Origin of the sequence: Planomicrobium stackebrandtii, assembly GCF_030814955.1 — a bacterium.
GTDB lineage: Bacteria > Bacillota > Bacilli > Bacillales_A > Planococcaceae > Planococcus > Planococcus stackebrandtii.
Window position 1 is genome coordinate 370,216 of the sequence record NZ_JAUSWB010000002.1, and the last position, 24,736, is coordinate 394,951.

The window sequence follows — 24,736 nt, forward strand, 5'->3', positions numbered from 1 at the left end:
AATCTGCAGTTCCTGCCAATCCTTCATTGAAAAAAACAGGCCAGTCAAGCTATAATATAAAGGTTATCAAAGGACGGGGAGGCGGAGAGCCATGCAAAAGACAGTGACGATCAAACTGACGACGACGATCCGTCAGCCGCATATGGAAGAGCAAGTGATGGTACTGGAATCTCATGGAACGTTGACGGAAAAAAACAAGCTGCGCTACCTGCAATACGCAGAACAGCAGGACGATCTTGAAATCCGGACGACGGTCAAAATTCAAGAAGATGAAGCGGTGATTATGAGAAGCGGCGGCCTGCAGATGCGGCTCCCTTTTTTATTACATAAAGAACAAACCGGCAATCTGACAAATGAACAGGGGTCGTTCATGCTCACGACAAAAGCGCACGAGCTGTCAGTCAGCGATACGAGGTTCATGGTCCGCTACGATCTGACATTGGGTTTGGATCATGTCGGCGAATACGAAATGGAAATACAGTTTATGGAGGCTAAAGGATGAATGCAGTAGAAAAAGTTCAACAGGCAATAAAAACAGCATTTGCAGAAGCGATCGAAAAAGCGGAATTGACGAACGAACCGGTTGAAGTCCGCCTGGAATCACCAAAAGACAAAGCCAATGGCGATTATGCCACAAATATTGCGATGCAGCTGACGCGTCTGGCGAAAAAACCGCCCCGCGCAATTGCCGAAGCGATTGTCGAAAACCTTGATAAAGAGGCGGCGAACATTCAGACAGTTGAAATCGCTGGACCTGGATTTATCAACATCACCATCAAAAAGGATTATTTACTGGATGTCATCAAAACCGTCCTGGAGCAGAACGGTGAATATGGCCGTTCAACAGCGGGCGGCGGCGAACGCGTCCAAGTGGAATTTGTCTCAGCCAACCCGACAGGCGACCTGCATTTGGGCCATGCCCGTGGATCTTCCGTAGGTGATTCGTTGTGCAATGTGCTGGACCTTGCCGGGTACGAAGTGTCCCGCGAATATTACATTAACGATGCCGGCAACCAAATCAACAACTTGGCATTGTCGATCGAAGCGCGTTATTTTGAAGCACTTGGCAAAGGCGACAGTATGCCGGAAGATGGCTACCGCGGACAAGACATTAAAGATATCGCAGACGACCTGGTCAAAGAACATGGTGACAAATTCGTCAGCTTGACCCACGAAGAGCGCTTTGAAGCATTCCGCCAGCACGGCTTGAAAGTTGAATTGGCCAAACTGCAGCAGGACCTTGCGGATTTTCGTGTGGAATTTGACGTCTGGTACCCAGAATCGTCTCTTTATAAAAACGGCAAAATTGACGATGCTTTGGCTAAACTGCGTGCAAATGGCCATGTCTATGAAGAAGATGGCGCGACTTGGTTCCGTTCGACAACTTTCGGAGACGATAAGGACCGCGTACTGATCAAAAATGACGGCACATACACGTACTTAATGCCCGATGTCGCTTACCATGAAGACAAATTGCAGCGCGGATTCGACAAGCTCATCAATGTCTGGGGAGCTGATCACCATGGCTACATCCCGCGCATGAAAGCGGCGATTCAAGCACTTGGCTACGACCGCGATACGCTTGAAGTCAGCATCATCCAAATGGTGCAATTGTATAAAGACGGCGAAAAAATGAAGATGAGCAAACGTACCGGCAAAGCGGTAACGATGCGCGAGCTGGTTGAACTGGTCGGCTTGGATGCTGTACGTTACTTCTTCGCGATGCGTTCTGGCGATTCGCATATGGATTTCGATTTGGATTTGGCTGTTTCACAGTCCAACGAAAACCCGGTCTACTATTCGCAATATGCTCACGCGCGCATCTCGTCAATTTTGCGCCAGGCGGAAGAACAGGGCTTAACCGCTTCACAGGACCATTTAGCTTTATTGACTTCTGAAAAGGAAATCGATGTATTGAAGAAAATCGGGGATTTCCCGCAGGTGATCGCAGATGCAGCCAAACAGCGTGCACCTCATCGCATCACAACATACATCCATGAACTGGCATCTCATTTCCATAGCTTTTACAACGCCAATAAAGTATTGGACGCGTCCAATGTTGAACTGACAAGTGCGCGCCTGGCATTGATCACAGCTGTGAAAACGACGTTGGCCAACTCATTGAAAACAGTAGGCGTCGCAGCTCCAGAAAAAATGTAAGAGACAGACAATCATTTATGTGTATAATGAAGACAACAAATAGAATATGATAACGATTCATAAAGGTGCTTATGTCTAAGAACATGAGTTAAAAGGGAAGCCGGTTCAATTCCGGCGCGGTCCCGCCACTGTATGTGAGAGGAATCTGCAAAATGCCACTGAAGCAATGCTTTGGGAAGGTGCAGAAACCGACGACCACAAGCCAGGAGACCTGCCTTTATGACAACACACCCAAACGCCTGCGAGGAAAGGCTGGATGCACATGCTTTTTTATGTCGTCCTTTCCATCCCCCGCAGTTTGCTGCGGGGGATTTTATGTTGAATGAAGTGATTTTTAGATCGTTCGCCTGGTATGCGATTTAAAGAAGTACCATACCTTACTGCCAACTTAAACGATACAACCATCAAGGGGGATTTATTCATGAAGAAGATTTGGAAGTTTGGAGCAACCGCGGGATTGGCCGCGGTTTTAATGGCAGGATGCGGAGAAACGGCAGCGCCTGAAGAAGAACAGGACGTTGAAACACCAGCAGAGCCGCCAACAGAAGTGGCAGAAGTTGAATATCCGGTGACCTTAACAGATGCGGTCGGGGATGAAGTAGTGATTGAAGAAGAACCGGAAGCAATCGTCTCCATGGTGCCGTCAAACACAGAAATTGCCTACGAATTAGGACTTGGCGACAAAATGGTCGGCGTTTCGGATTTTGATAATTATCCTGAAGAAGCTGCAGAAGTCGAGAAAATCGGCGGCCAGGAATTCAATGTGGAAAAAATCATCAGCCTTCAGCCGGACCTCGTGCTTGCACATGAATCTGGACTCGGTGTTGGGGACGCAGGGCTGCAGCAATTGCGTGATGCTGGCGTCGAAGTATTTGTCGTCAATAATGCAGTCAGCTTTGAAGAAGTTTATGATTCCATCACGGTAATCGCGCAAGCGACAGGCACGATGGAAGAGGCGGAAAGCCTCGTTTCAGAAATGGAAGTTCAAGTGTCAGAAATCGAGGAATTGGCAAGTACAATTGAAGAGCCGAAAACCGTCTTTTTGGAAGTCGGCAGCCAGCCAGATATCTTTACGACAGGAAGCGGTACATTCATGGACGAAATGCTGACGCTCATCAATGCTGAAAATGTTGCCGGCGATTTGGAAGGCTGGGTCAGTATGGACCCGGAAGCCATTGTTGCAGCTAATCCGGACGTCATTATTACGACAGAAGGCGGCTATGTTGAAGGCGCAGTTGATTTGATCAAATCAAGAAGCGGCTTTGCGGAAGTGACTGCTGTCCAAGAAGACGCCGTTTACAACCTGGATTCGGATATGCTCACCCGTTCAGGCCCACGTTTATCGGAAGGGCTGATGGAAATGGCGCAGGCTGTTTATCCTGAGGTTTTCAATGAGTAAAAATGTTTTAGCATACAGCGTCTCTCTGCTGATTTTGGCAGGAGCTGTTTTGCTTGGGGTGACGGTCGGAACGGTATCGATATCACCGGTCGTGCTGTGGAATCCTTCATCGGATGAGGCAGCTGCCAATATTTTATGGAATATCCGCATGCCCCGTGTCATCTTAGCCGGACTTGTCGGTGCAGCATTGGCAATTGCCGGTGCTGCGTTCCAAGGGCTTCTGAAAAATCCATTGGCCGATCCTTACACCCTGGGAGTGTCTTCCGGTGCCTCCGTCGGCGCTGTGATGACGCTCTTTTTTGGCATTACCATTCCATTTTTGGGACCATTCACGCTGCCGGTCATGAGCATGATCGGAGCGCTGCTGACGATGCTCGCTGTCATGAGCTTTGCCAAGCTGGTGGATCGCTCCATGAAAATGGAAACCGTCATATTGACTGGGATTATCTTCAGTTCGTTTCTCGGCTCCATTATTTCTCTGATGATTGCGTTAACCGGGGAAGAGCTGCGCCAAATCATCGGCTGGCTTTTGGGGAGTGTGTCGATGCGTGGGTGGCCATATGTGCGGATGGCGCTGCCATTCGTATTGATCGGTTCGTTCGTGTTGTGGCTGAAGCGACGTGAGTTGAACGCCATGTTGTTCGGTGAAGAACGTGCACAGCATTTGGGTGTGGATGTCAGAAAGAGCAAAATGGCCATATTGATTGGCGGATCCGTTTTGACGGGAGCAGCTGTTTCGGTTTCCGGCACCATCGGCTTTGTCGGTTTGGTTGTTCCGCATATGACCCGCCTGCTTTGGGGTTCGGACCATCGGCATGTTTTGCCGCTGTCATTTATTAATGGAGCGGCTTTGTTGATCATTTGTGACTTGGTGTCGCGAACCATCATTTCACCAACTGAATTGCCGATCGGAGTCATTACTGCATTTATCGGGGCGCCGGTATTTGCCTTCATCTTTTTCCGACAACGCAAAGGAGGGGCTTGACCATGCTTGAAATAACTGGATTAACAGGCGGCTATGGCGATAAAAACATTGTGAAAGACGTATCCTTTACTGTCAATAAAGGCTCTATTCTTGGTATTTTGGGACCGAACGGCAGCGGCAAATCAACCTTGATGAAACTGATTAGCGGGGTGCTGCCAGCAGCAAGTGGAGAAGTTCAGATCGACGGCAAATCGATCGCAGATTTTCCTGCAAAAGAATTGGCGAGAAAAATGGCGGTATTGCCCCAATTGCATGCCCATGCTTTTGCTCATACGGTCCGGGAAACGGTGTCGCTTGGCAGGTATCCACATCAAGGCGGCTGGTTTTCTTCCTGGTCAGAAGAAGATGAGCAGGCTGTTGTGGAAGCGATGTGCCTAATGGACATCAGCCATTACGAGAAGACTCAAATTGATCGGATGTCGGGCGGCGAACAGCAGCGCGTCTTTGTGGCGCAGGCGTTGGCACAGGATGCAGGCATTCTGCTATTGGATGAACCGACCAACCATTTGGATATCAACCACCAGAAAGAATTGCTCGACACCATCAAAAAGCAGGCCATTGAAAAAGACTTGACGATTGTTTCTATTTTTCACGACATCAACCTGGCGTCTATGTATTGTGACCAGTTGCTGCTGCTGGATGCGGGGAGCGTCGTCCGCATTGGTGAACCGCACGAAGTGGTGCGGGAACGCGATATCGAGATGGTATACAACACCCGTGTCAGCAATCATCCGCACCCGGAATTGCCGAAGCCGCAGATCACATTATTGCCGGGAGTGGAACGTGAATCCGCAAGCGTCCGCATTCGTGCCGAAGAATTTGATATTAATGATGGGATGGTGCTTTATCAAAGTCCCATTCCGTTAAAAACTGTATCGTCGGCAGTCGTCAATGCGGGTTCGGGCTGGTTCCGCAATTTCATGAACCGGCATGTGGATGCTTTTTACAACATCAACGACAGCGTTAAAGAAATGTCCGAGTTTATTGAACAAAGTGGTCTGAAGACAACGGATACGGTAGGAATGATGACCGCAGTCCAAACCCAGGACGCCATCGTCAAAGAATATGAGGGTCCTTTCGGGTCCGTGGTAATTGCTGTAACCGCAGGCGCCGGAAATGGTGTGGATGTTTCGAAAGCAGTTGAGCGTACGCTTCGCGTCGGCACCATCAATACATGGATCCTAGTCAATGGTATTTTGTCAGATGAAGCCTTTATTCAGGCAATGATTACCGCGACCGAAGCCAAAACGAAAGCACTTCAGCAGGAGCAAATCAAAGATCCGCTGACGGGAACGATTGCGACCGGAACATCTACCGACAGTTGCCTAGTAGCAGCAACGCAGCAAGGCGAACACCTGCCTTACGCGGGTCCAATTACTGAGCTTGGGAAATTGATCGGTGTCGGTGTTTTCGAATGTACCATTGAAGCGCTCAAACTCTATCAAATGGCGAAAGCAAAAAGCGTATGATTTCGCATCTTATGGCAATTGCTCTAGGTTTAGTCATTGATCGAATTGTTGGAGATCCGCCAAATTGGCCGCATCCGGTTCGCTGGATTGGCAGCGCAATCCGCAGGCTGACCGAACGATGGAATCATAGGCCGAATGCTTTTCGCAATGGTTTTCTATTGCTTGGTACGATTGCACTTGGTGTGTTTTTGATAGTATACTCGATTGTTTCGCTTGCCTATTCAGTGAATATCTTCTTAGGAATTGCCGTTGAAGCCTTGCTGATTGCCTCAGGGCTTGCACAGAAGAGCCTGAAAGATGCAGCGTTGGATGTTTACAATCCGCTTGTGGATAAAAACATGGCACTGGCACGTGAAAAGTTGTCTTGGATTGTTGGCAGGGATACTGAGAGGTTGGATGAAAGCGAAGTCACTCGGGGCGTCGTGGAGACAGTTTCGGAAAACACCAGCGATGGCGTGACTGCGCCGCTGTTCTGGGCTTTTTTGCTGGGCGCACCAGGATTATGGCTGTATAAATCCATCAACACGCTTGATTCAATGGTCGGCTACAAGAACGATGAATTTGAACAATTCGGCTATGCATCAGCAAAAGCGGATGATGTCCTGAATTTCATTCCGAGCCGCCTGACGGGCTTTTTGATTTTGGTGATGACCCAAAACAGCCGGTCACTCACCTTGCGTCAGCGTTTGGCGGAGTGGCTGCGGGATGCACCAAAGCATCCGAGCCCAAACAGCGGCTGGTTGGAAGCAGCAACAGCCGTGCAATTGGGAATCGAGCTTGGCGGATGGAACAGCTACCGTGGAGTCGAGTCGCACCGCGCGCAGATGGGAACGCCGGTTTATCCGCTGGAAGCCCGGCATATTACGGAAACCATCACCCATATGCAGACGGTCACAACCGGCTTTTTTATTTTATTCGCGATAGGAGGAATTTTGTTTGGAATTGCCTAATCATGGAGCCAATCCACTGCGCCTATACGAACAGGCCGGTATCAACCCTCCTGAACAAATTTTGGATTTTAGCGAAAATGTCCATCCTTTCGGAGCTCCTGGTTTTCTTGCGGAGCGGTGGCCGCAGCTGCTGGAATTAGTTGCTTCCTATCCAGATCCGGACGGTGAGCCTTTTCGCACTGCAGCTGCCGAGTTTCACCGGGTTGGAGCCAACCAAGTCGCTGCCGCTAATGGTGCCGCTGAAGTATTTACTTGGCTGGCCAGAAGATACCGCAATAAACGGGTCGTGCTGGTGGAACCGGCGTTTTCAGAATACCGCCAAACCTTGGAAGCGGAACATGTCGAAATCCAAGCGATTCAGCTGCAGCCTGAAAACTGTTGGCAGTTGTCGGTTCAAGATGTTCGGATGGCTGTTCCAGGATGTGCTGCGCTGTATATTTGCAACCCTCATAATCCTACCGGTGTTTTGCTGGATTTAGATAAACTGCGAGAAATGGCGCAGATTTGCCTGGAGCACGAGTGCGAACTCGTCATCGACGAAGCGTTTATCGATTTTGTTGGGGAATCGGCATCCTTTATGCCGTTTTTGGAAGAGTTTCCGAACGTGATCATTGTCCGTTCGATGACTAAAATGTACGCCATTCCTGGACTGCGCCTTGGCTATGTGATCAGCGAAAGCCAAACGGTTGAACAACTGAAACACGGAGGAGCGCATTGGAACGTCAATGCCTTATCGGCTGCAATCGGTGCGGATCTTTTAAAGGAGTCGGAATACCGCAGCAAAATCATTAAAGCCGCCTCGGAAGAACGGCTGAAAATGGAGCGGTTTTTTTCAGAAAACAATTGCCGTGCAAGCAATTCTGCCGTTAATTTCCTAACGTTTCAACTGCCGGATCCGGACCAATCCGCTGAATTCTTCACAGATCTGCTGAAGGCAGGAATCGTCCTGCGGCATACCGAATCATTTCAGGGAATGGACGGAAAGTGGTTCCGAATTGGCATGAAATCAAGGGGAAACATGGCAAAACTTCGGGAGGCGATTGCGAAATGGCTCGAGGCGAACTAATTTTTATCAGCGGCGGCGTCCGCAGCGGCAAAAGTGCTTATGCCGAATCACTTGTGCGTACTGCCGGCAGTGGACGGAAAGTTTATTTGGCGAGTGGACAAGCACATGATGAAGAAATGAAAGAGCGGATCGAACGCCACCGGCAAGATCGGCAGGAAGATGGCTGGCATACAGTAGAGCAAGCTTATCGGATGGACAGAGTTTTAGAGAACCTCCAGCCAAATGATTTAGTGCTTTGGGATTGCGTGACAACCTGGCTCGCCAATGAACTTTACGAGGGTTGGGAAAAGGGCAGCATGTGCGCTGAAATACCAGGCTGCATGGAAATGAAATGGAGCAGCCTGCAAAAAACCATTCTTGAAATGCTGGATACGGTCGATGTATTGGCGGTCGTCTCGAACGAAGTGCTGGACGACTTCGTGCGCGACGAACTTTATCAGAGCTGGCTCGGGCGCATCCATATTTGGCTCGTGCAGCAAGCTGGCCAGGCCATCGAGATGGAAAACGGTCTGGCATTCAGAAGGAAGTGAAAAAATGCGCGGAATAATGATTCAAGGAACTGCTTCAGATGTTGGAAAAAGCATGATTTGCACAGCTTTTTGCCGCATTTTTTCTGATCAGGGACTCCAAGTGGCGCCTTTTAAATCCCAGAACATGTCGAACAATTCGTATGTAACCATATGGGGAGAAGAAATAGGCCGTTCGCAAGGTGTTCAGGCAGAAGCGGCGCGGACGGTGGCAACGGTAAACATGAATCCAATCTTGCTGAAACCTGAAAGTGACATGAAGTCTCAGGTGGTGTTGTTCGGCAAAAAGCTGGAGACGATGGATGGCATGGATTACCGTGTACAGTTTTACGAAAAAGGGCTGGCCGCAATTGATCAGGCGCTGGCAAATTTGGCTCAAGACTTTACTCATGTCGTCATCGAAGGGGCTGGCAGCCCTGCCGAAGTCAATTTGAACGACCGGGAGCTGGTCAATATGGCGGTCGCAAGTCGTGCGGATGTGCCGGTCATTCTAGTCGCCGACATCGAACGGGGCGGCGTGTTCGCGTCGATTGTGGGAACACTCGCTTTGATGCCGGAGCCCGAACGGGTGAAAGGTTTGATTATCAATAAATTCCGCGGTGATATCCGGCTTTTTGAAGATGGCATCCGTTTTCTGGAATCCTATACGGGCATTCCGGTGCTGGGCGTCATTCCCCATCTGCCCAGCCACGAAATCGAGCAGGAAGATTCACTTGGTGTTCAGGCGGTGCAGCGGGTATCCGGTGTTGAAAATGCGATTGAACTGGTTATTTGCCGGCATCCTTATATTTCAAACTTCACGGATGTCGAACCGTTCCTGAACGAGCGGGATGTCACCATACGCTGGGCAGAAACGGTCGAAGACATCGGACAACCGGATATTCTTTTGGTGCCAGGCACTAAAAGCACCATTGCGGATCTGCGTTACTGGAAGGAGCAGGGGCTAGAAATAAAACTTCTAGCATTGAAGGGAAGCACCTGGATCGTCGGTTTATGCGGAGGGTTTCAAATGTTTGCTGACACTTTATCCGATCCGGAAGGCTATGACGGCACTAAAGCCGAAAAAGAAGCTGGCTTTGGTTTGGTGCAAAACATGCACGTTCATTTTGAAAAACAGAAAGTTGTCCAACGAACGAGTGGCATAGTTAAGTTTCCAAATACGGAGGTAAAGGTGGCAGGTTACGAAATCCATCACGGCGTCGTCACGGGAACCGCCTATCCACTCATTGAAAGCGAAGATTTTACAGAAGGCTATTTTCATGATCGGCTTTTGGGGACGCATCTGCACGGGTTTTTCCGTGATCCCCGTTGCCGCAACGCATTCCTAGCACCAATCCGGAAACAAAAGAACTTGCCGGAATCATTGCCAGAAACCGTAACCGATCCTTTTGACCGCTGGGCCAAACATGTGAAAGAGCATCTGGACTGGCAAAAAGTCGAACAAATTATGGAGGCGGACCAATGAACCGGCACCTGGGAACAGGATTTTTACTGGCGCTTCAATTTTTCTCGGTGATTCCGGTGAAAAAGCAATTGCCGATGGAAAAATCTCATATTACCGCAATGTATGCGATGTTGCCGATACTCGGTTTGCTTTTTGGCAGTGTGCTGGCAGCATCGGCATGGCTGTTGCGCGAAACGACCGACAGCAGTTCACTGCTGATTGGCTTTGCCGTTGTCGGTATCGGTGTGATGCTGAGTGGCGGCTTGCATCTAGACGGACTCGCAGATACGGCGGATGCTTACTTTTCTTATCAGGACAGGGAAAAGCGTTTAGAAATCATGGGCGATCCGCGGATTGGTGCTTTTGGGACCATGGTTTTGCTGGTGGCGATTGTCGGTAAAATTATAATCATTGCTGAATCTATTGATACTATTTCATTGATTTTGGTATTAATGATTCCAATACTATCGAGAATCGGCTTATTGGCCCTGTTCAGTTCAACCTCTCCTGCAAAGCCAAGTGGACTGGCCGCATTTTTTCAGCAACGGTCAGACCAGCGGACGCTGCGGCTGACTGCAACGGTCTTTATGGGCATCCTTTTGGCTGGAGTGGTTTGGGCTGCCGGCATTTGGCTGGCATGCATGTTGCTGGTGCTGCTGCTCGTTTCGCTTTGGCTCTACCGCACATGGTGCCTTAAGAACTTTGGCGGAGTGACGGGCGATTTGTTTGGTGCTTATGTGGAAGGAGTGGAAATTTTACTATGGACGAGTCTTTTGTTCTTCGTTTAATACGGCATGCTCCGACTAGAGGCAATCAGCAAAAACGTTACGTTGGCTGGACCGACGAAGCAATTCTGCCTTTTGACGCAGTGCCGAACCTGCAGTTGGAAATGGTCATGGGCAGTGATTCGAAGCGTTGCCGGCAAACGGCAGCTGTGCTGTTTCCGAATGCGGTCTACCGGGCTAACCGTGATTTGCGGGAATGCCATTTTGGCCAATGGGAAATGAAAACCTATGAGGAGCTGAAAGGCATCGAACTGTATCGAAGCTGGATTGATGACCCTTGGCACATCAAACCGCCTGGCGGTGAAAGCCTCACGGAAATGGCGGAGCGTGTCGAACGCGGCATCCGGAAACTTCCGGAAAATCAGGAAGTTACACTGGTTCTGCACGGAGGGCCAATCCGCTACCTGATTGCCAAAGCCTTGGGTGAAAGGTTTCAAGATCAAACTGCGCTGCACGGCGGCTGCCACACGCTGACGTGGCAAAGCCGGCAAGCGTTCGAGGAGCGGGCATTATGCACATCGTTTTCGGTGGAGCCTTTAACGGCAAACGGCAATATGTGAGAGAGCAATTGAAAGATCGGGAAGCCGACTGGAATGAAGGGCGGCTGCCTGATCAGAAAGAAGCGCAAAGAGTTATCGTCATTGCCGGTTTGGAGCATTGGGTGAGACAGCAGCTCGAACAAGGTTTTTCAGAACAACAATTGATGGAGCAAGTGAAAAGCATCGTGCGTGGAAAACAAACTCAGCAAACTTGGATTTTAACAGATTTGAATCGCGGCATCGTGCCGACCGAACGGATCGAGCGCGAAATGCGCGACGTTCTCGGCAGGTTGTATCAATTCCTATTCGCCGAAGCTAAACGCATTACGCGAATTTGGTATGGCATTCCACAAAAGATAAAGTGACAGAAATGAATCATACAGACTTTTAAAGACAGCGCATTTACTGTCTGTCAAAGTACAGGAAAAGGGGCGGATCAAGATGAAGATTTACACAAAAACCGGAGACAAAGGGCAGACGAGTTTGATCGGAGCGCGCACGGATAAAGATGCGCCGCGCGTAGAAGCTTACGGCACCATCGACGAAGTGAATTCATTTATCGGCAAGGCAATGACCGAACTGGCACCAGACAAGTACGCTGATTTGCTGGAAGATTTAGAAGCCATCCAGAACGAATTATTCGACTGCGGCGGCGATTTGGCTGATGTCCGGAAAGAACCCAATTACAAAATGACAGAGGGGCCAGTCGAGGTACTGGAACAGCGCATCGATCAATTGATGGAGGAACCGCCATTGCTCGAACGGTTTATTTTGCCGGGAGGTTCTCCGGCAGCTGCGACGCTGCACATTGCGCGTACCATTACACGCCGTGCTGAACGCCAAACGGTGACTTTGATGAGATCTGGAGAAGATTTCCCGCTCGTTGTCCAACGCTATTTGAACCGTCTGTCTGATTATTTGTTCGCCGCATCGCGTGTCGTCAATTCACGTGCCGGGGTGCCGGACAACGAATATGTGCGCAGTGCCAAGGTGTTCAAGAACGGCGGCCGCAGCAAAAAGTCGGTGGAATAGGATGACGACCAGAAAACTGGCGCTTGCCGCATTATTCGTCAGCTTATCCGCAATCGGGGGCATGATTAAGATTCCACTTGGCATCGCGTCCATCGCGCTCGACTCGATGCCGGCACTAGTTGCCGTGCTGTTCTTTTCAGCGCCGCTTGCTGGAACCATTGCGGCATTTGGCCATTTGATTTCGGCATTATTCGGCGGCATGCCCCTTGGGCCATTTCACTTGATTATTGCAGCTGAGATGTGGGCAGTAGTGTGGCTGTTTGCAAAACTGCACCAAGCCGACAAACGCTGGCTGAAATGGCCGGCGTTCATTATCGGCAACGGAGTGCTTGCGGCAGTACCGTTTTATTTTCTGTTGTCGCCGGCATTTTTCTATGCCTCGGTTCCGGCTCTTGTGATTGCTGCTTCCATTAATGCTGGAGTTGCGGCTCTTTTGATGCCCTACGTGTTGAAAGTCCATGGAGGTTCACTGCATGCGTCATGAACTGTTAATAGACGGCTTCGTCATTACTTCAGATAATTCAGCGGCAATCGGTGAAAAACTGCAGGATGTTGTGTACGCTCCCGATTCGATCACAGCTAAATTTGCGGCGCGGGTCGCGCTGCTCGAACAATGGGCAGCAGGCAGCGAACCGCAGGCAGTGCTGCTCCATAATTTCAGCGGTGTCGAGCAATGGAATGCCTATTTGGCAGGACTTACTGAACTTTTCGCTGAAGCGGAGACAGTGCTTCCCCCGATTTCCGGTAGTACGGAAACCAATATGCCGACGCTGCAATCCGGCATTGCCGTGACGATGATCGGCAAGCAGAATAGGGATCTGGCGCCAGCTGAATCTCTGCGCTGGTTTGTCTACGGAGTCCCGCTTGTCGGAGAAGAAGTTCTGACCAAGACAGACCAAATAGCCGATCTGGGACTCATCAGGAAAGCCTTCGACTCAGCTGTTATTGAGCGCATATGGCCGGTTGGTTCGAAAGGAATCGCGCAGGAAGCCGCCTTATTGATGGACAGGCACGTGGAAGTTTCAGCGGATCTTGACCTGAACTGTTCGGGAGGCCCGGCAACTTGTGTTCTCCTTGGCGTGAATCCGGCAAACAAAGAACGAGCGCAGCGTTATTTCGGGAAAAATCTTTTTCTGATGGAATTTAAATAGAGGAAGAGCATCATCCATTCTTTGGGTGATGTTTTTTTCGTTTGCGGAAAGAAGGAGCAAAGCCGCTGTTCAGTGAGTTTCTTTCAGTAAACGCTTACCAATGTGCCTCTAACGCAACAAGTAAAGGGCTTTTATTTTAAAATCCTTTCTAAATATAGGTTGACTGAATGCTCATTCATATTTTAATATAGAACATAGTATCGACAAGCTGTTGCTGTTCACGTAAACTTTGGGTAAGTAATTTCTAGAATCTACACACATAAGGGGGATATCGCGATGGAGCCATTGCTGATTGCAAACTGGGTTTTATTCATAGCTGTAACCGCTTACGCCATTTATCTCTTCCTCTATTTATTGAAGTCGAGATATGATTTTATCCAGCTCGGCAAAAAAGTCGAGTTTGAAGAAAATTTCAACGAGCGTCTGCGTAAAGTCATGGTCAATGTTTTTGGACAAAAGAAATTAATGAAAGATAAGAAGAGCGGAACCATTCACGTTATGTTCTTCTACGGCTTCTTGCTTGTTCAGGCAAGCGCCATCGATTTTATTATCAAAGGCTTATCACCGGATTCACATTTGCCGCTAGGCCCGCTCTACCCGGCCTTTACGTTCTTCCAGGAAATCGTCACGCTGACGATTTTGGTAGCCGTGATTTGGGCGTTCTATAGACGTTACATCGAAAAGCTTGTCCGCTTGAAGCGCGGTTGGAAAGCAGGGCTTGTGCTTATTTTCATCGGCGGGTTGATGGTGACGGTGCTTGTCGGAAACGGAATGAACATGATTTGGCATGGACACGAAGCTACTTGGACCGAACCGGTTGCTTCGCTTGTCGCTGGTGCATTTGCCTGGATGCCTGAAGCTGCAGTTGTGACGATTTTCTACGTCATGTGGTGGGCGCATCTGTTGTTCCTTCTGACATTCCTGGTTTACGTACCGCAATCCAAGCACGCCCACTTGATCTTTGGACCCGTCAATACGTGGTTCCACAGAGTCGACCATGTCGGCCGCTTGAAGCCGATCAACTTTGAAGAAATGGAAGACGAAGAAGATCCGGACGCCATGCCATCATTTGGCGTCGGGAAAATCACCGATTTCAATCAAGGACAGATGATCGATTTCTATGCTTGCGTAGAATGTGGCCGCTGCACCAATATGTGTCCGGCAACGGGAACAGGAAAAATGCTGTCGCCGATGGATCTGATTACGAAACTTCGTGACAACTTGACCAATACCGGTGCAGTCATGACACAGAAAAAACCTTGGGTGCCGGCAATGGCATTCAACAATACGCAAGGAAACCAATTGGCAATGGCTGCCGGTGCTGAAGGGGTCAGCATCGACGAACTTTACAGCCCGAGCCTGATCGGAGACGTTATCACCGAAGAAGAGATCTGGGCATGTACGACATGCCGTAACTGTGAAGACCAATGTCCGGTTATGAACGAGCACGTGGACAAAATTATCGACCTTCGCCGTTACTTGGTAATGACGGAAGGGAAAATGGACAAAGATGCTCAGCGAGCGATGACCAACATCGAAAAGCAGGGCAATCCTTGGGGCCTTAACCGCAAAGAAAAAGAAAACTGGAGAGATGCACGTCCGGATATCTCCATTCCAACAGTGAAAGAAATGAACAAAGCAGGAGAAGAATTCGAGTTCCTTTTCTGGGTTGGTTCAATGGGTTCATTTGACAGCCGATCACAAAAAATCGCTTTGTCGTTTGCTCGCCTGATGAATGAAGCCGGTGTGAAATTCGCAATTCTCGGCAATAAAGAAAAGAACTCAGGAGACACGCCGCGCCGTCTCGGCAACGAATTCCTATTCCAGGAACTGGCGACGGGCAACATCAAAGAGTTCGAAAAAGCGGAAATCAAGAAAATCGTCACGATTGATCCGCATGCCTACAATATCTTTAAAAACGAATATCCGGATTTCGGTTTTGAAGCCGAAGTTTACCATCATACGGAAATGCTGTTCGATTTGGTCCAGGAGGGCAAGTTAAAACCGCAATTCCCGGTTAACGAACGGATCACGTTCCACGATTCCTGCTACCTCGGCCGCTATAACGATGTTTATGACGCACCGCGCGAGATATTGAAAGCAATCGAAGGTGTGGAATTGGTTGAAATGGTTCGTAACCGGCAGGACGGAATGTGCTGTGGAGCCGGCGGCGGAATGATGTGGATGGAAGAAGATGCAGGCCATCGCGTCAACGTTGCCCGTACCGAACAGGCACTCGAAGTTAATCCGACGATGATTTCTTCCGGCTGCCCGTACTGCCTGACCATGCTGTCAGATGGCACGAAAGCCAAGGAAGTCGAAGAACAAGTTGGAACTTACGACGTTGCAGAGCTATTGGAGATGGCGGTTCTTGGCAATGAAACACCAATGCCCGAAGAAGTTGTCCAATAAAGCTCCTGACAATAAATAATTGCTTAATAACAGAAAATTGAGTAGAATAATAGCATAAGAAGAAAAAAGAAAGGGAGTAAAGTGCTCCCTTTTCTTTTGCATTAAAACCGAGCGAGCGTTCAGTCAATCAATTCGAGCTTTATAGAAATGTATAAAACTTAGTGTTTATATTTTTTTAGTGTATTTGAAACCGTTTACAAAAAACGCAAAGGGGAGAAAAATTATCATGGCAAAAACAGTCATCATCGATGGGGCACGTACAGCATTCGGTAAATTCGGGGGAAGTTTGAGCACCTTGACCGCAAGTGAACTGGGAGCGGAAGCGATCAAAGCGGCAATGAGCCGCGCAGCGATCCAACCGGAAGATGTTCAGGAAGTTATCATGGGCAACGTTTTGCAGGCAGGGCAAGGGCAGATCCCTTCCCGTCAGGCAGCGTCAAAAGCAGGCATTCCTTACAGCGTCAAATCTGAAACTATTAATAAAGTCTGTGCATCCGGCATGCGCAGCGTTACCTTGGCAGACCAGATCATCCGCCTAGGTGATGAAGAAGTGATTGTAGCAGGCGGCATGGAATCCATGTCCAACGCACCTTACTATATGCCAAAAGCACGTTGGGGATTGCGCATGGGAGATGCTCAAGTCGTTGACGGCATGGTGCATGATGGGTTGTCCTGCTCGTTCCATCCCGACAAGGTCCATATGGGGACTTACGGAAACTCCACGGCTGAAGATTTTAACTTGACGCGCGAAGCGCAAGATGAGTGGTCGGCCCGTTCGCATGAACGCGCTATCCAAGCGAAAGATTTGTTTGCAGAAGAAATCGTCGCTATCGACATTCCGCAGCGCAAAGGAGATCCAATCACAGTTGATGTGGACGAAGCGCCGCGTGCAAATTCCACAATAGAGGCACTTGCGAAACTGAAGCCGGCTTTTGGAAAAGACGGCACGATTACCGCTGGAAATGCGCCTGGCATCAATGATGGGGCTGCGGCACTCGTATTGATGAGCGAAGAGCGCGCGCAAAGCGAAGGAAAAAAAGTGCTGGCCCATATTTTATCTCACACAGAAGTGGCCATCGAGCCGCACCGGTTCCCGGAAACGCCTGGAATTGTTATCAACGAGCTATTGAAAAAAACCGGCAAATCTTTGGATGACATCGATTTGTTCGAAATTAACGAAGCATTTGCAGCAGTCGCACTCGCGAGCTCGAAAATCGCCAATCTAGATCCTGAAAAAGTAAATGTCAACGGCGGATCTGTAGCACTTGGACACCCAATTGGGGCAAGTGGTGCGCGCATTATCCTGACACTGGCTTACGAGTTGAAACGCCGCGGCGGCGGCATTGGCATCGCAGCCATCTGCTCGGGCGGCGGACAAGGCGACGCCATCATGATTGAAGTTCCTAAGGAGGCAAAATAAGCATGTCGATTCAAAACGTAATGGTCATCGGCGCGGGACAAATGGGTTCCGGCATCGCACAGGTTTGTGCGCAGGCAGGATTAACTGTGAAATTGAATGATATGAAACAAGAAGCATATGAGCGCGGCATTGGAACCATCACAAAAAACTTGTCCCGCAATGTCGAAAAAGGACGCATGACGGAAGAGGAAAAAACAGCGGTCCTTGGACGCATCACGCCGTCACTTGATTTAAAAGATGCACATGATGTCGATATCGTTATCGAAGCGGCAGTCGAAAACATGGCCATCAAGCACAGCATTTTCAAAACACTGGACGAAGTGGCGCCAAAGCATGCCATTCTGGCAACCAATACTTCATCCCTGCCAATCACCGAAATTGCGGCAGTCACGAATCGTCCGGAACAGGTAATCGGCATGCATTTTATGAACCCGGTACCGGTGATGAAGTTAGTGGAGATTATCCGCGGCTTGGCAACTTCGGACGAAGTTTATAAAAAAGTGGAAGAAATGACGTTGCAGCTGTCGAAAACGCCAGTGGAAGTAAATGACTTTCCAGGATTTGTGGCAAACCGCATCCTGATGCCAATGATCAACGAAGCGATTTTCACTCTTCAGGAAGGTGTCGCAACCAAAGAAGCGATTGACGACATCATGAAACTCGGCATGAACCATCCAATGGGGCCGCTGCAATTGGCTGACTTTATCGGCCTTGACACCTGCCTTTATATCATGGAAGTGCTGCACGAAGGCTTCGGCGACAGCAAATACCGCCCAAGCCCGTTATTGCGCCAATACGTGAAAGCCGGCTGGCTCGGCAAAAAAACCGGACGCGGTTTCTACGATTACACATAATATTAGGGGGAACCGCAATGGATTTGCACTATACAGATGAACAGCTTATGATGCGCAACATGGTGCGTGATTTCGCAAAAGAAGAAATTACACCATTTATTGAAAACATGGAAAACGGCGAGTTTCCAACCGCCATTCTGAAGAAAATGGGCGAACTCGGATTGATGGGAATTACGGCTCCGGAAAAATACGGCGGATCTGAAATGGATTTCACTTCCTATATCACAGCCATCCACGAATTGTCGAAAGCGAGCGGCGTAATCGGCGTGATCTTGTCAGTCCATACGTCTGTCGGCACCAACCCAATCCTCAATTTTGGATCCCAGCAGCAAATCGAGAAATACGTGCCAAAACTGGCAAGCGGTGAATATCTCGGAGCTTTTTGTTTGACGGAACCCGCAGCAGGTTCTGATGCAGCAAGCCTGAAGACAAAAGCCGTCCTGGACGGCGATGACTATGTGTTGAATGGCTCAAAAGTCTTTATTACCAACGGCGGGGAAGCAGATACTTACATCGTGTTCGCTTCCACAAAACCATCTGCAGGCTCCCGTGGAATTTCGGCTTTTATTGTCGAAAAAGATACGCCGGGCTTGATTATCGGCAAAAACGAAAAGAAAATGGGGCTGTATGGTTCGAAAACGGTTCAATTGACTTTCGAAAACATGCGGGTACCGGCTGAAAACCTTTTAGGTACGGAAAATAAAGGTTTCAGCATCGCAATGGCGAATTTGAATGTGGGGCGGATCGGCATCGCGGCACAAGCGCTTGGCATCGCTGAAGCGGCGTACGAATACGCAGTGGCTTACGCTAAAGAGCGCGTGCAATTTGGCAAACCAATCGCGCAGCAGCAAGGCATCGGCTTTAAGCTGGCAGACATGGCAACGCAGGTGGAAGCGGCAAAACTGCTGGTCTACAACGCTGCGGACCTTTATTCAAAAGGCAAGGAATGCAACAAACAAGCTTCTATGGCGAAGCTTTTTGCTTCAAAAGCGGCAATGGATGTCACCATCGAAGCCATCCAAGTATTCGGCGGCTACGGCTATACCAAAGACTATCCGGTCGAGCGCCTGTTCCGCGACGCAAAAGTGACAGAAATTTACGAAGGCACAAGTGAAATCCAACGAATCGTTATCAGCAAACAACTAATCAAGTAATTGGAGGAATAGAAAATGAACTTTCAACTGTCTGAAGAACACGAAATGATCCGCAAAATGGTAAGAGATTTCGCAAATAAAGAAGTAGCGCCAACAGCGGAAGAGCGTGATGAAGAAGAGCGTTTTGACCGTGAGATTTTTGATAAGATGGCGGAACTCGGCCTTACCGGCATTCCGTGGCCAGAAGAATATGGCGGCATCGGATCGGATTATTTGGCGTATTGCATCGCAGTGGAAGAATTGTCACGCGTCTGCGCATCAACGGGTGTTACTTTGTCAGCGCATACTTCACTTGCAGGATGGCCGGTCTACACATTCGGTACAGAAGAGCAAAAGCAAAAATACCTTCGCCCAATGGCTGAAGGTACAAAAATTGGTGCATACGGTTTAACGGAACCATCTGCAGGATCTGATGCTGGCTCGATGCGCACTTCGGCGAAAGAAGACGGCGACCATTATATTTTGAACGGTTCAAAGATTTTTATCACCAACGGCGGAATTGCGGACATCTACATCGTATTCGCAGTAACAGATCCGGAATCGAAGCATAAAGGCACAACAGCCTTCATCATTGAAAAAGACTTTGAAGGCTTCTCGGTCGGCAAAAAAGAACGCAAGCTGGGCATTCGCTCAAGCCCGACAACTGAAATTATTTTTGACAACTGCCGCGTGCCAAAAGAAAACGTCCTGGGTGAACTTGGCCAAGGTTTCAAAATCGCGATGCAGACGCTTGACGGCGGACGCAACGGCATTGCAGCACAAGCGGTCGGCATTGCACAAGGAGCGCTTGATGCATCAATTGACTACGCGAAAGAGCGTGAGCAATTCGGCAAGCCAATCATGGCCAACCAAGGGATTTCATTCAAATTGGCGGACATGGCAACTTCGATCGAAGCATCCCGTTTGTTGACATACCAGGCGGCTTGGCTTGAGTCGAACAAGCTGTCCTACAGCAAAGAGTCTGCGATGGCGAAATTGATGGCTGGCGATACGGCAATGAAAGTGACAGTAGAAGCGGTTCAAGTATTTGGCGGCTACGGCTACACGAAAGATTACCCGGTCGAACGCTTTATGCGCGACGCGAAAATTACACAAATCTACGAAGGCACACAGGAAGTTCAGCGTCTGGTTATTTCCCGGATGGTCACGAAATAAGCGGAGGGTTGCCTTATGAACAAAAAGCGTGAAATTGAGTCTTCCGTGAAAGACGAAAGCCTGATTGAAAAACGCCGCGAACAGATGATTCGCGGGGCGGTCACGCTTTTTAAAGAAAAGGGTTTTCACCGGACGACGACGCGGGAAATTGCCAAAGCAGCCGGTTTCAGCATCGGAACTTTATACGAATATATCCGGACCAAAGAAGACGTACTGTATCTTGTCTGTGACTCTATATATGACGAAGTGCATACGCGTTTGAACCGGCTTGATATCGAACAGGGATCGATAAGCGTCCTGGCTTCGGCAATAGAACATTACTACACCTTGATCGATGACATGCAGGATGAATTCGTGGTCATGTACCAGGAATCCAAATCACTGCCAAAAGACGCATTAAGCTATGTGCTGGATAAAGAACTTGAAATGGTGGCAATTTTCGAGCGCCTATTGACGCAATGCGTTGACAACAACGAAATCAAGATGACGCCGAAAGAAGTGGCTATGGCTTCCCATCATATATTTGTACAGGGGCAGATGTGGGCATTCAGACGGTGGGCATTGAACGATTTCACCATTCAGGAATTTATCGACATGCAAACCAAATTTCTCTTGCAGGGGATGGCAGGGGAAAACATTTCAATACAGGGGGCTTGATCATAATGGCTACAATTGAAGAAACGAAAACCTATCAGCCGAAAAACCATATCCGCTTTGTCACAGCTTCGAGTCTTTTTGACGGCCATGACGCGTCCATCAACATCATGCGCCGCATTCTGCAGGCGAGCGGTGCCGAAGTCATTCACTTGGGCCATAACCGCTCAGTTGAAGAAGTGGTCAATGCTGCAATTCAGGAAGATGTCCAAGGCATCTGCATTTCGTCCTATCAGGGCGGCCATATGGAATACTTCAAGTATATGCACGATTTACTGGAAGAAAAAGGTGCTTCGCATATCCGCATTTACGGCGGAGGCGGAGGCGTTATTTTGCCGCGTGAAATCAAAGAACTTGAAGCATACGGCATTGCCGGCATTTTTTCCCCGGAAGACGGCCGCAAAAAAGGACTGCAAGGAATGATCACAGAAATCGTTGAGGAATGTGATTTCTCAACGGTGAAAAAGGATCAACCGATCGAAAATCTGTCAACTGACGAACCGGTGGTGCTGGCGAACATCATTACAGCAGCAGAAGAAGCCCACACGCGCGATACCGATACCGACGATCTGTTGAGAGCAGTCCGGGAACAGACGAAAAACACACCGATTCTTGGCATCACCGGAACAGGCGGAGCCGGAAAAAGCTCATTGACCGACGAATTGATTCGCCGCTTCTTGTCTGAACTTCCGGACAAGAAAATCGCGATTCTGTCGATCGACCCGACCAAGCAGAAAACGGGCGGGGCGCTACTGGGTGACCGTATCCGCATGAACGCCATCTTCAACAAACGTGTCTTTATGAGAAGTTTGGCAACGCGCGGTTCGCGTTCGGAACTGTCCGGTGCTATTGGGGACGTGCTGGATGTCGTGAAAGCAGCCGACTTTGATTTGATTGTTGTCGAAACGAGCGGGATAGGCCAAGGAGATGCGGAAATCGCTAACTTCTCGGACATCTCCATGTACGTCATGACCAGCGAATTTGGTGCACCGTCACAACTTGAAAAAATCGACATGATCGATTACGCAGATTTGATTGTCATCAATAAATTCGAGCGCAGCGGTTCGCAGGATGCGCTTCGCCAAGTGCAGAAGCAGTATCAGCGCAGCCATTTGCTGTGGGAAAAAGATTTAGACGATATGCCGGTCTACGGTACAATCGCCAGCCAATTCAACGACAAAGGAACCAACTCCCTGTTCGCAGCATTAGTGGCTACAGTCAATGAGAAATGCGGAACTGACTGGGAAACGGATTACGATAAATTTGTCAAAACCCAAAAAGAGAACCTGATCATTCCAAACGATCGCCGCTATTATTTGCGTGAGCTGACGGATACAATCCGCGGTTACCATGCGAAAACGAAAGAACAATCCGCCTTTGCGCGCCGCCTGTTCCAATTGGAAGGCGCCATCGAAGCGGTCAAAGAAAAAGCTCCGGACGATGCATTGGTCGCTTCACTCGAATCTCTGGCTGACGGCGTCCGCGATGAATTGACTGTAGAATCCAAGCGCATTCTTGCAAATTGGGATGCCTTGAAAGAAATGTATGCTGGAGACGAATTCGTCACATCGGTGCGCGACAGGGAAATCCGCACCATCCTGCGTACAGAAAGTTTGTCAGGCATTAAAGTGCCGAGAGTCGTATTGCCGAAATTCGTCGATTACGGTGAAATCTTGTCATGGGTTTATTTGGAGAACGCACCGGGTTCATTCCCTTATACAGCAGGGGTATTCCCGTTCAAACGTGCAGGGGAAGATCCAAAGCGTCAGTTTGCCGGCGAAGGAACGCCTGAACGGACAAACCGCCGCTTCCATTATTTATCGAAGGACGATGATGCGAAACGTTTGTCGACTGCATTTGACTCTGTGACGCTTTACGGCGAAGACCCAGATCACCGCCCGGATATTTACGGGAAAGTTGGCGAGTCGGGCGTGTCGATCTGTACGTTGGATGATATGAAGAAACTCTATGCAGGATTTGACTTGTGTGCACCATCAACTTCCGTTTCCATGACCATCAACGGACCGGCGCCGATCATTTTGGCGATGTTCATGAACACCGCCATTGATCAGCAGGTTAAGTTAAATGAAGAAAAACTGGGCCGCACGCTGACAGTTGAAGAATTCACGGAAGTTCGTGAAAGCACGCTGCAAGTCGTTCGCGGAACAGTTCAAGCTGATATTCTAAAAGAAGACCAAGGACAGAACACGTGCATCTTCTCGACCGAGTTCGCACTGCGCATGATGGGCGATATCCAGCAATACTTTATCGACCACAAAGTGCGCAATTACTACTCTGTTTCGATTTCGGGCTACCATATTGCCGAAGCGGGTGCGAACCCGATTTCCCAATTGGCGTTCACGCTGTCCAACGGCTTCACGTACGTGGAATATTATTTGAGCCGCGGCATGAACATTGACGATTTTGCACCGAACCTGTCGTTCTTCTTCTCGAACGGGCTGGATCCGGAGTATACGGTGATCGGCCGTGTGGCACGCCGCATTTGGGCAGTCGTCATGCGTGATAAATACGGCGCCAACGAACGCAGCCAAAAGCTGAAGTACCACGTCCAAACTTCAGGACGCAGTCTGCACGCGCAGGAAATCGATTTTAACGATATCCGTACGACGCTGCAAGCCTTGATGGCACTGCAGGACAACTGCAACTCGCTGCACACCAATGCTTACGACGAAGCGATCACGACACCGACGGAAGAATCGGTTCGCCGCGCGATGGCGATCCAGATGATCATCACCAAAGAGCACGGTTTGTCGAAGAACGAAAACCCGCTGCAAGGCGCGTTTATTATCGAAGAAATGACGCAATTGGTGGAAGAAGCGGTTCTGACGGAATTCGACCGCATCAACGACCGCGGAGGCGTCCTGGGCGCAATGGAAACACAATATCAGCGCGGCAAAATCCAGGAAGAATCCATGCATTACGAAATGAAGAAACACACAGGCGAATTGCCGATCATCGGAGTCAACACATACTTGAACCCGAATCCGCAGTCGGACGACGACATCAACGCGATGGAAATCGCCCGCGCTACAGTGGAAGAAAAAGAAACACAAATCAACAACTTGCGCGCTTTCCAGGAGCGTAACGATTCAGCTGAAGCACTCGAGCGCCTCAAGCAGGCAGCCAAGACCGGCGGCAACATCTTCGAAGAGTTGATGGAAACCGTAAAAGTCGCAAGCCTCGGCCAAATCACCACCGCTTTGTATGAAGTAGGCGGGCAGTATAGACGGAATATGTAGGTAGAAAAGCGGATCCGCCCATGAAAGCCCCGACAGGCTTAAGGCGACTTGGCGAAGCGGCGTTTTTCAGCCGCACAGCCGAGTTGACTTAAGACCCCGAGGGGCTGGGCGGAGAAGCTGGACAAAGAAAAGCGGAAACAGCCGTTTTGCTCCGACAGGCTTAAGGCGACTTGGCGAAGAAGCTGGACAAGGGAAAAGCGGATCTGTCCACAGAAGTTAATTTTGGGGAAGAAAAGCTAAATAAATTAAGAAAAGAGTAAGTGAAATCCATCTTCAAATGGATTCCACTTACTCTTTTTGTGGAAATGCGAGCTGAATAA

The 24,736-nt window shown here is 49.2% G+C and carries 22 protein-coding genes and 1 riboswitch; all 22 genes read left to right on the forward strand.

The genetic code is table 11. From position 1 onward, the window contains the following. Nucleotides 1–91 precede the first annotated feature (91 nt). The 22 genes from QOZ98_RS05395 (at nt 92) to icmF (ending at nt 24,416) form a co-directional block, all read left to right on the forward strand. Complete coding sequence (locus QOZ98_RS05395; RefSeq protein ID WP_308786467.1) at nt 92–502, forward strand: DUF1934 domain-containing protein; 411 nt, start codon at nt 92–94, stop codon at nt 500–502. Further along, entirely contained in the window at nt 499–2,160 is a 1,662-nt protein-coding gene (gene argS / locus QOZ98_RS05400) for an arginine--tRNA ligase (RefSeq protein ID WP_308786468.1), read from the forward strand. The genes QOZ98_RS05395 and argS overlap by 4 nt, the downstream gene beginning before the upstream one ends. Before the next feature lie 46 nt (nt 2,161–2,206). After that, a riboswitch (cobalamin riboswitch) is annotated at nt 2,207–2,393 on the forward strand. A 188-nt stretch (nt 2,394–2,581) separates the two neighbouring features. Continuing rightward, complete coding sequence (locus QOZ98_RS05405) at nt 2,582–3,559, forward strand: ABC transporter substrate-binding protein (RefSeq protein ID WP_308786469.1); 978 nt, start codon at nt 2,582–2,584, stop codon at nt 3,557–3,559. Then, complete coding sequence (locus QOZ98_RS05410; protein ID WP_308786470.1) at nt 3,552–4,544, forward strand: FecCD family ABC transporter permease; 993 nt, start codon at nt 3,552–3,554, stop codon at nt 4,542–4,544. The genes QOZ98_RS05405 and QOZ98_RS05410 overlap by 8 nt, the downstream gene beginning before the upstream one ends. A gap of 2 nt (nt 4,545–4,546) precedes the next feature. Beyond that, nucleotides 4,547–6,013 carry an adenosylcobinamide amidohydrolase gene (locus tag QOZ98_RS05415; protein WP_308786471.1) on the forward strand — a complete coding sequence of 489 codons (1,467 nt, stop codon included), beginning with the start codon at nt 4,547–4,549 and terminating at the stop codon, nt 6,011–6,013. Further along, nucleotides 6,010–6,963 (forward strand): adenosylcobinamide-phosphate synthase CbiB, encoded by a 954-nt coding sequence (gene cbiB / locus QOZ98_RS05420; protein ID WP_308786472.1) that lies wholly within the window; start codon nt 6,010–6,012, stop codon nt 6,961–6,963. Before QOZ98_RS05415 ends, cbiB begins: the two co-directional genes overlap by 4 nt. Continuing rightward, nucleotides 6,950–8,029 carry a pyridoxal phosphate-dependent aminotransferase gene (locus QOZ98_RS05425; protein WP_308786473.1) on the forward strand — a complete coding sequence of 360 codons (1,080 nt, stop codon included), beginning with the start codon at nt 6,950–6,952 and terminating at the stop codon, nt 8,027–8,029. The genes cbiB and QOZ98_RS05425 overlap by 14 nt, the downstream gene beginning before the upstream one ends. Further along, nucleotides 8,011–8,559, forward strand: a complete 549-nt coding sequence (locus tag QOZ98_RS05430; protein ID WP_308786474.1) for a bifunctional adenosylcobinamide kinase/adenosylcobinamide-phosphate guanylyltransferase — start codon at nt 8,011–8,013, stop codon at nt 8,557–8,559. The genes QOZ98_RS05425 and QOZ98_RS05430 overlap by 19 nt, the downstream gene beginning before the upstream one ends. Nucleotides 8,560–8,563: 4 nt before the next feature. Continuing rightward, nucleotides 8,564–10,021 carry a cobyric acid synthase gene (locus QOZ98_RS05435; protein ID WP_308786475.1) on the forward strand — a complete coding sequence of 486 codons (1,458 nt, stop codon included), beginning with the start codon at nt 8,564–8,566 and terminating at the stop codon, nt 10,019–10,021. Continuing rightward, nucleotides 10,018–10,788, forward strand: coding sequence for an adenosylcobinamide-GDP ribazoletransferase (gene cobS / locus QOZ98_RS05440; protein ID WP_308786476.1), 771 nt, complete (start codon nt 10,018–10,020; stop codon nt 10,786–10,788). Before QOZ98_RS05435 ends, cobS begins: the two co-directional genes overlap by 4 nt. Then, nucleotides 10,761–11,345, forward strand: coding sequence for a histidine phosphatase family protein (locus QOZ98_RS05445; RefSeq protein WP_308786477.1), 585 nt, complete (start codon nt 10,761–10,763; stop codon nt 11,343–11,345). The genes cobS and QOZ98_RS05445 overlap by 28 nt, the downstream gene beginning before the upstream one ends. Next, nucleotides 11,297–11,689, forward strand: a complete 393-nt coding sequence (locus QOZ98_RS05450) for a bifunctional adenosylcobinamide kinase/adenosylcobinamide-phosphate guanylyltransferase (RefSeq protein WP_308786478.1) — start codon at nt 11,297–11,299, stop codon at nt 11,687–11,689. Before QOZ98_RS05445 ends, QOZ98_RS05450 begins: the two co-directional genes overlap by 49 nt. Nucleotides 11,690–11,765: 76 nt before the next feature. Further along, nucleotides 11,766–12,356 carry a cob(I)yrinic acid a,c-diamide adenosyltransferase gene (locus QOZ98_RS05455; RefSeq protein WP_308786479.1) on the forward strand — a complete coding sequence of 197 codons (591 nt, stop codon included), beginning with the start codon at nt 11,766–11,768 and terminating at the stop codon, nt 12,354–12,356. A 1-nt stretch (nt 12,357) separates the two neighbouring features. Continuing rightward, nucleotides 12,358–12,840, forward strand: a complete 483-nt coding sequence (locus QOZ98_RS05460) for an ECF transporter S component (protein ID WP_308786480.1) — start codon at nt 12,358–12,360, stop codon at nt 12,838–12,840. After that, entirely contained in the window at nt 12,830–13,507 is a 678-nt protein-coding gene (locus tag QOZ98_RS05465; RefSeq protein ID WP_308786481.1) for an alpha-ribazole-5-phosphate synthase, read from the forward strand. Before QOZ98_RS05460 ends, QOZ98_RS05465 begins: the two co-directional genes overlap by 11 nt. 276 nt (nt 13,508–13,783) lie before the next feature. Beyond that, on the forward strand, nt 13,784–15,919 hold the full coding sequence (locus QOZ98_RS05470) for a (Fe-S)-binding protein (protein ID WP_308786482.1): 2,136 nt from the start codon (nt 13,784–13,786) through the stop codon (nt 15,917–15,919). A gap of 226 nt (nt 15,920–16,145) precedes the next feature. Continuing rightward, on the forward strand, nt 16,146–17,339 hold the full coding sequence (locus QOZ98_RS05475) for an acetyl-CoA C-acetyltransferase (protein ID WP_308786483.1): 1,194 nt from the start codon (nt 16,146–16,148) through the stop codon (nt 17,337–17,339). Nucleotides 17,340–17,341: 2 nt separating this feature from the next. Then, nucleotides 17,342–18,193, forward strand: coding sequence for a 3-hydroxybutyryl-CoA dehydrogenase (locus tag QOZ98_RS05480; protein WP_308786484.1), 852 nt, complete (start codon nt 17,342–17,344; stop codon nt 18,191–18,193). 17 nt (nt 18,194–18,210) lie between these two features. Then, complete coding sequence (locus QOZ98_RS05485; RefSeq protein ID WP_308786485.1) at nt 18,211–19,347, forward strand: acyl-CoA dehydrogenase; 1,137 nt, start codon at nt 18,211–18,213, stop codon at nt 19,345–19,347. 15 nt (nt 19,348–19,362) lie between these two features. Continuing rightward, on the forward strand, nt 19,363–20,502 hold the full coding sequence (locus QOZ98_RS05490; protein ID WP_308786486.1) for an acyl-CoA dehydrogenase: 1,140 nt from the start codon (nt 19,363–19,365) through the stop codon (nt 20,500–20,502). Nucleotides 20,503–20,517: 15 nt separating this feature from the next. Beyond that, nucleotides 20,518–21,159 carry a TetR/AcrR family transcriptional regulator gene (locus QOZ98_RS05495; protein ID WP_308786487.1) on the forward strand — a complete coding sequence of 214 codons (642 nt, stop codon included), beginning with the start codon at nt 20,518–20,520 and terminating at the stop codon, nt 21,157–21,159. 5 nt (nt 21,160–21,164) lie between these two features. Continuing rightward, complete coding sequence (gene icmF, locus QOZ98_RS05500) at nt 21,165–24,416, forward strand: fused isobutyryl-CoA mutase/GTPase IcmF (RefSeq protein ID WP_308786488.1); 3,252 nt, start codon at nt 21,165–21,167, stop codon at nt 24,414–24,416. The last annotated feature ends 320 nt before the right edge of the window (nt 24,417–24,736 follow it).

What these genes read in the sequence shown, in the direction of transcription:
- QOZ98_RS05395 (WP_308786467.1), top strand. Translation starts at nt 92, where the DNA reads ATGCAAAAGACAGTGACGATCAAACTGACGACGACGATCCGTCAGCCG.
- argS (WP_308786468.1), top strand. Translation starts at nt 499, where the DNA reads ATGAATGCAGTAGAAAAAGTTCAACAGGCAATAAAAACAGCATTTGCA.
- QOZ98_RS05405 (WP_308786469.1), top strand. Translation starts at nt 2,582, where the DNA reads ATGAAGAAGATTTGGAAGTTTGGAGCAACCGCGGGATTGGCCGCGGTT.
- QOZ98_RS05410 (WP_308786470.1), top strand. Translation starts at nt 3,552, where the DNA reads ATGAGTAAAAATGTTTTAGCATACAGCGTCTCTCTGCTGATTTTGGCA.
- QOZ98_RS05415 (WP_308786471.1), top strand. Translation starts at nt 4,547, where the DNA reads ATGCTTGAAATAACTGGATTAACAGGCGGCTATGGCGATAAAAACATT.
- cbiB (WP_308786472.1), top strand. Translation starts at nt 6,010, where the DNA reads ATGATTTCGCATCTTATGGCAATTGCTCTAGGTTTAGTCATTGATCGA.
- QOZ98_RS05430 (WP_308786474.1), top strand. Translation starts at nt 8,011, where the DNA reads ATGGCTCGAGGCGAACTAATTTTTATCAGCGGCGGCGTCCGCAGCGGC.
- QOZ98_RS05435 (WP_308786475.1), top strand. Translation starts at nt 8,564, where the DNA reads ATGCGCGGAATAATGATTCAAGGAACTGCTTCAGATGTTGGAAAAAGC.
- cobS (WP_308786476.1), top strand. Translation starts at nt 10,018, where the DNA reads ATGAACCGGCACCTGGGAACAGGATTTTTACTGGCGCTTCAATTTTTC.
- QOZ98_RS05445 (WP_308786477.1), top strand. Translation starts at nt 10,761, where the DNA reads ATGGACGAGTCTTTTGTTCTTCGTTTAATACGGCATGCTCCGACTAGA.
- QOZ98_RS05450 (WP_308786478.1), top strand. Translation starts at nt 11,297, where the DNA reads ATGCACATCGTTTTCGGTGGAGCCTTTAACGGCAAACGGCAATATGTG.
- QOZ98_RS05455 (WP_308786479.1), top strand. Translation starts at nt 11,766, where the DNA reads ATGAAGATTTACACAAAAACCGGAGACAAAGGGCAGACGAGTTTGATC.
- QOZ98_RS05460 (WP_308786480.1), top strand. Translation starts at nt 12,358, where the DNA reads ATGACGACCAGAAAACTGGCGCTTGCCGCATTATTCGTCAGCTTATCC.
- QOZ98_RS05465 (WP_308786481.1), top strand. Translation starts at nt 12,830, where the DNA reads ATGCGTCATGAACTGTTAATAGACGGCTTCGTCATTACTTCAGATAAT.
- QOZ98_RS05470 (WP_308786482.1), top strand. Translation starts at nt 13,784, where the DNA reads ATGGAGCCATTGCTGATTGCAAACTGGGTTTTATTCATAGCTGTAACC.
- QOZ98_RS05475 (WP_308786483.1), top strand. Translation starts at nt 16,146, where the DNA reads ATGGCAAAAACAGTCATCATCGATGGGGCACGTACAGCATTCGGTAAA.
- QOZ98_RS05480 (WP_308786484.1), top strand. Translation starts at nt 17,342, where the DNA reads ATGTCGATTCAAAACGTAATGGTCATCGGCGCGGGACAAATGGGTTCC.
- QOZ98_RS05485 (WP_308786485.1), top strand. Translation starts at nt 18,211, where the DNA reads ATGGATTTGCACTATACAGATGAACAGCTTATGATGCGCAACATGGTG.
- QOZ98_RS05490 (WP_308786486.1), top strand. Translation starts at nt 19,363, where the DNA reads ATGAACTTTCAACTGTCTGAAGAACACGAAATGATCCGCAAAATGGTA.
- QOZ98_RS05495 (WP_308786487.1), top strand. Translation starts at nt 20,518, where the DNA reads ATGAACAAAAAGCGTGAAATTGAGTCTTCCGTGAAAGACGAAAGCCTG.
- icmF (WP_308786488.1), top strand. Translation starts at nt 21,165, where the DNA reads ATGGCTACAATTGAAGAAACGAAAACCTATCAGCCGAAAAACCATATC.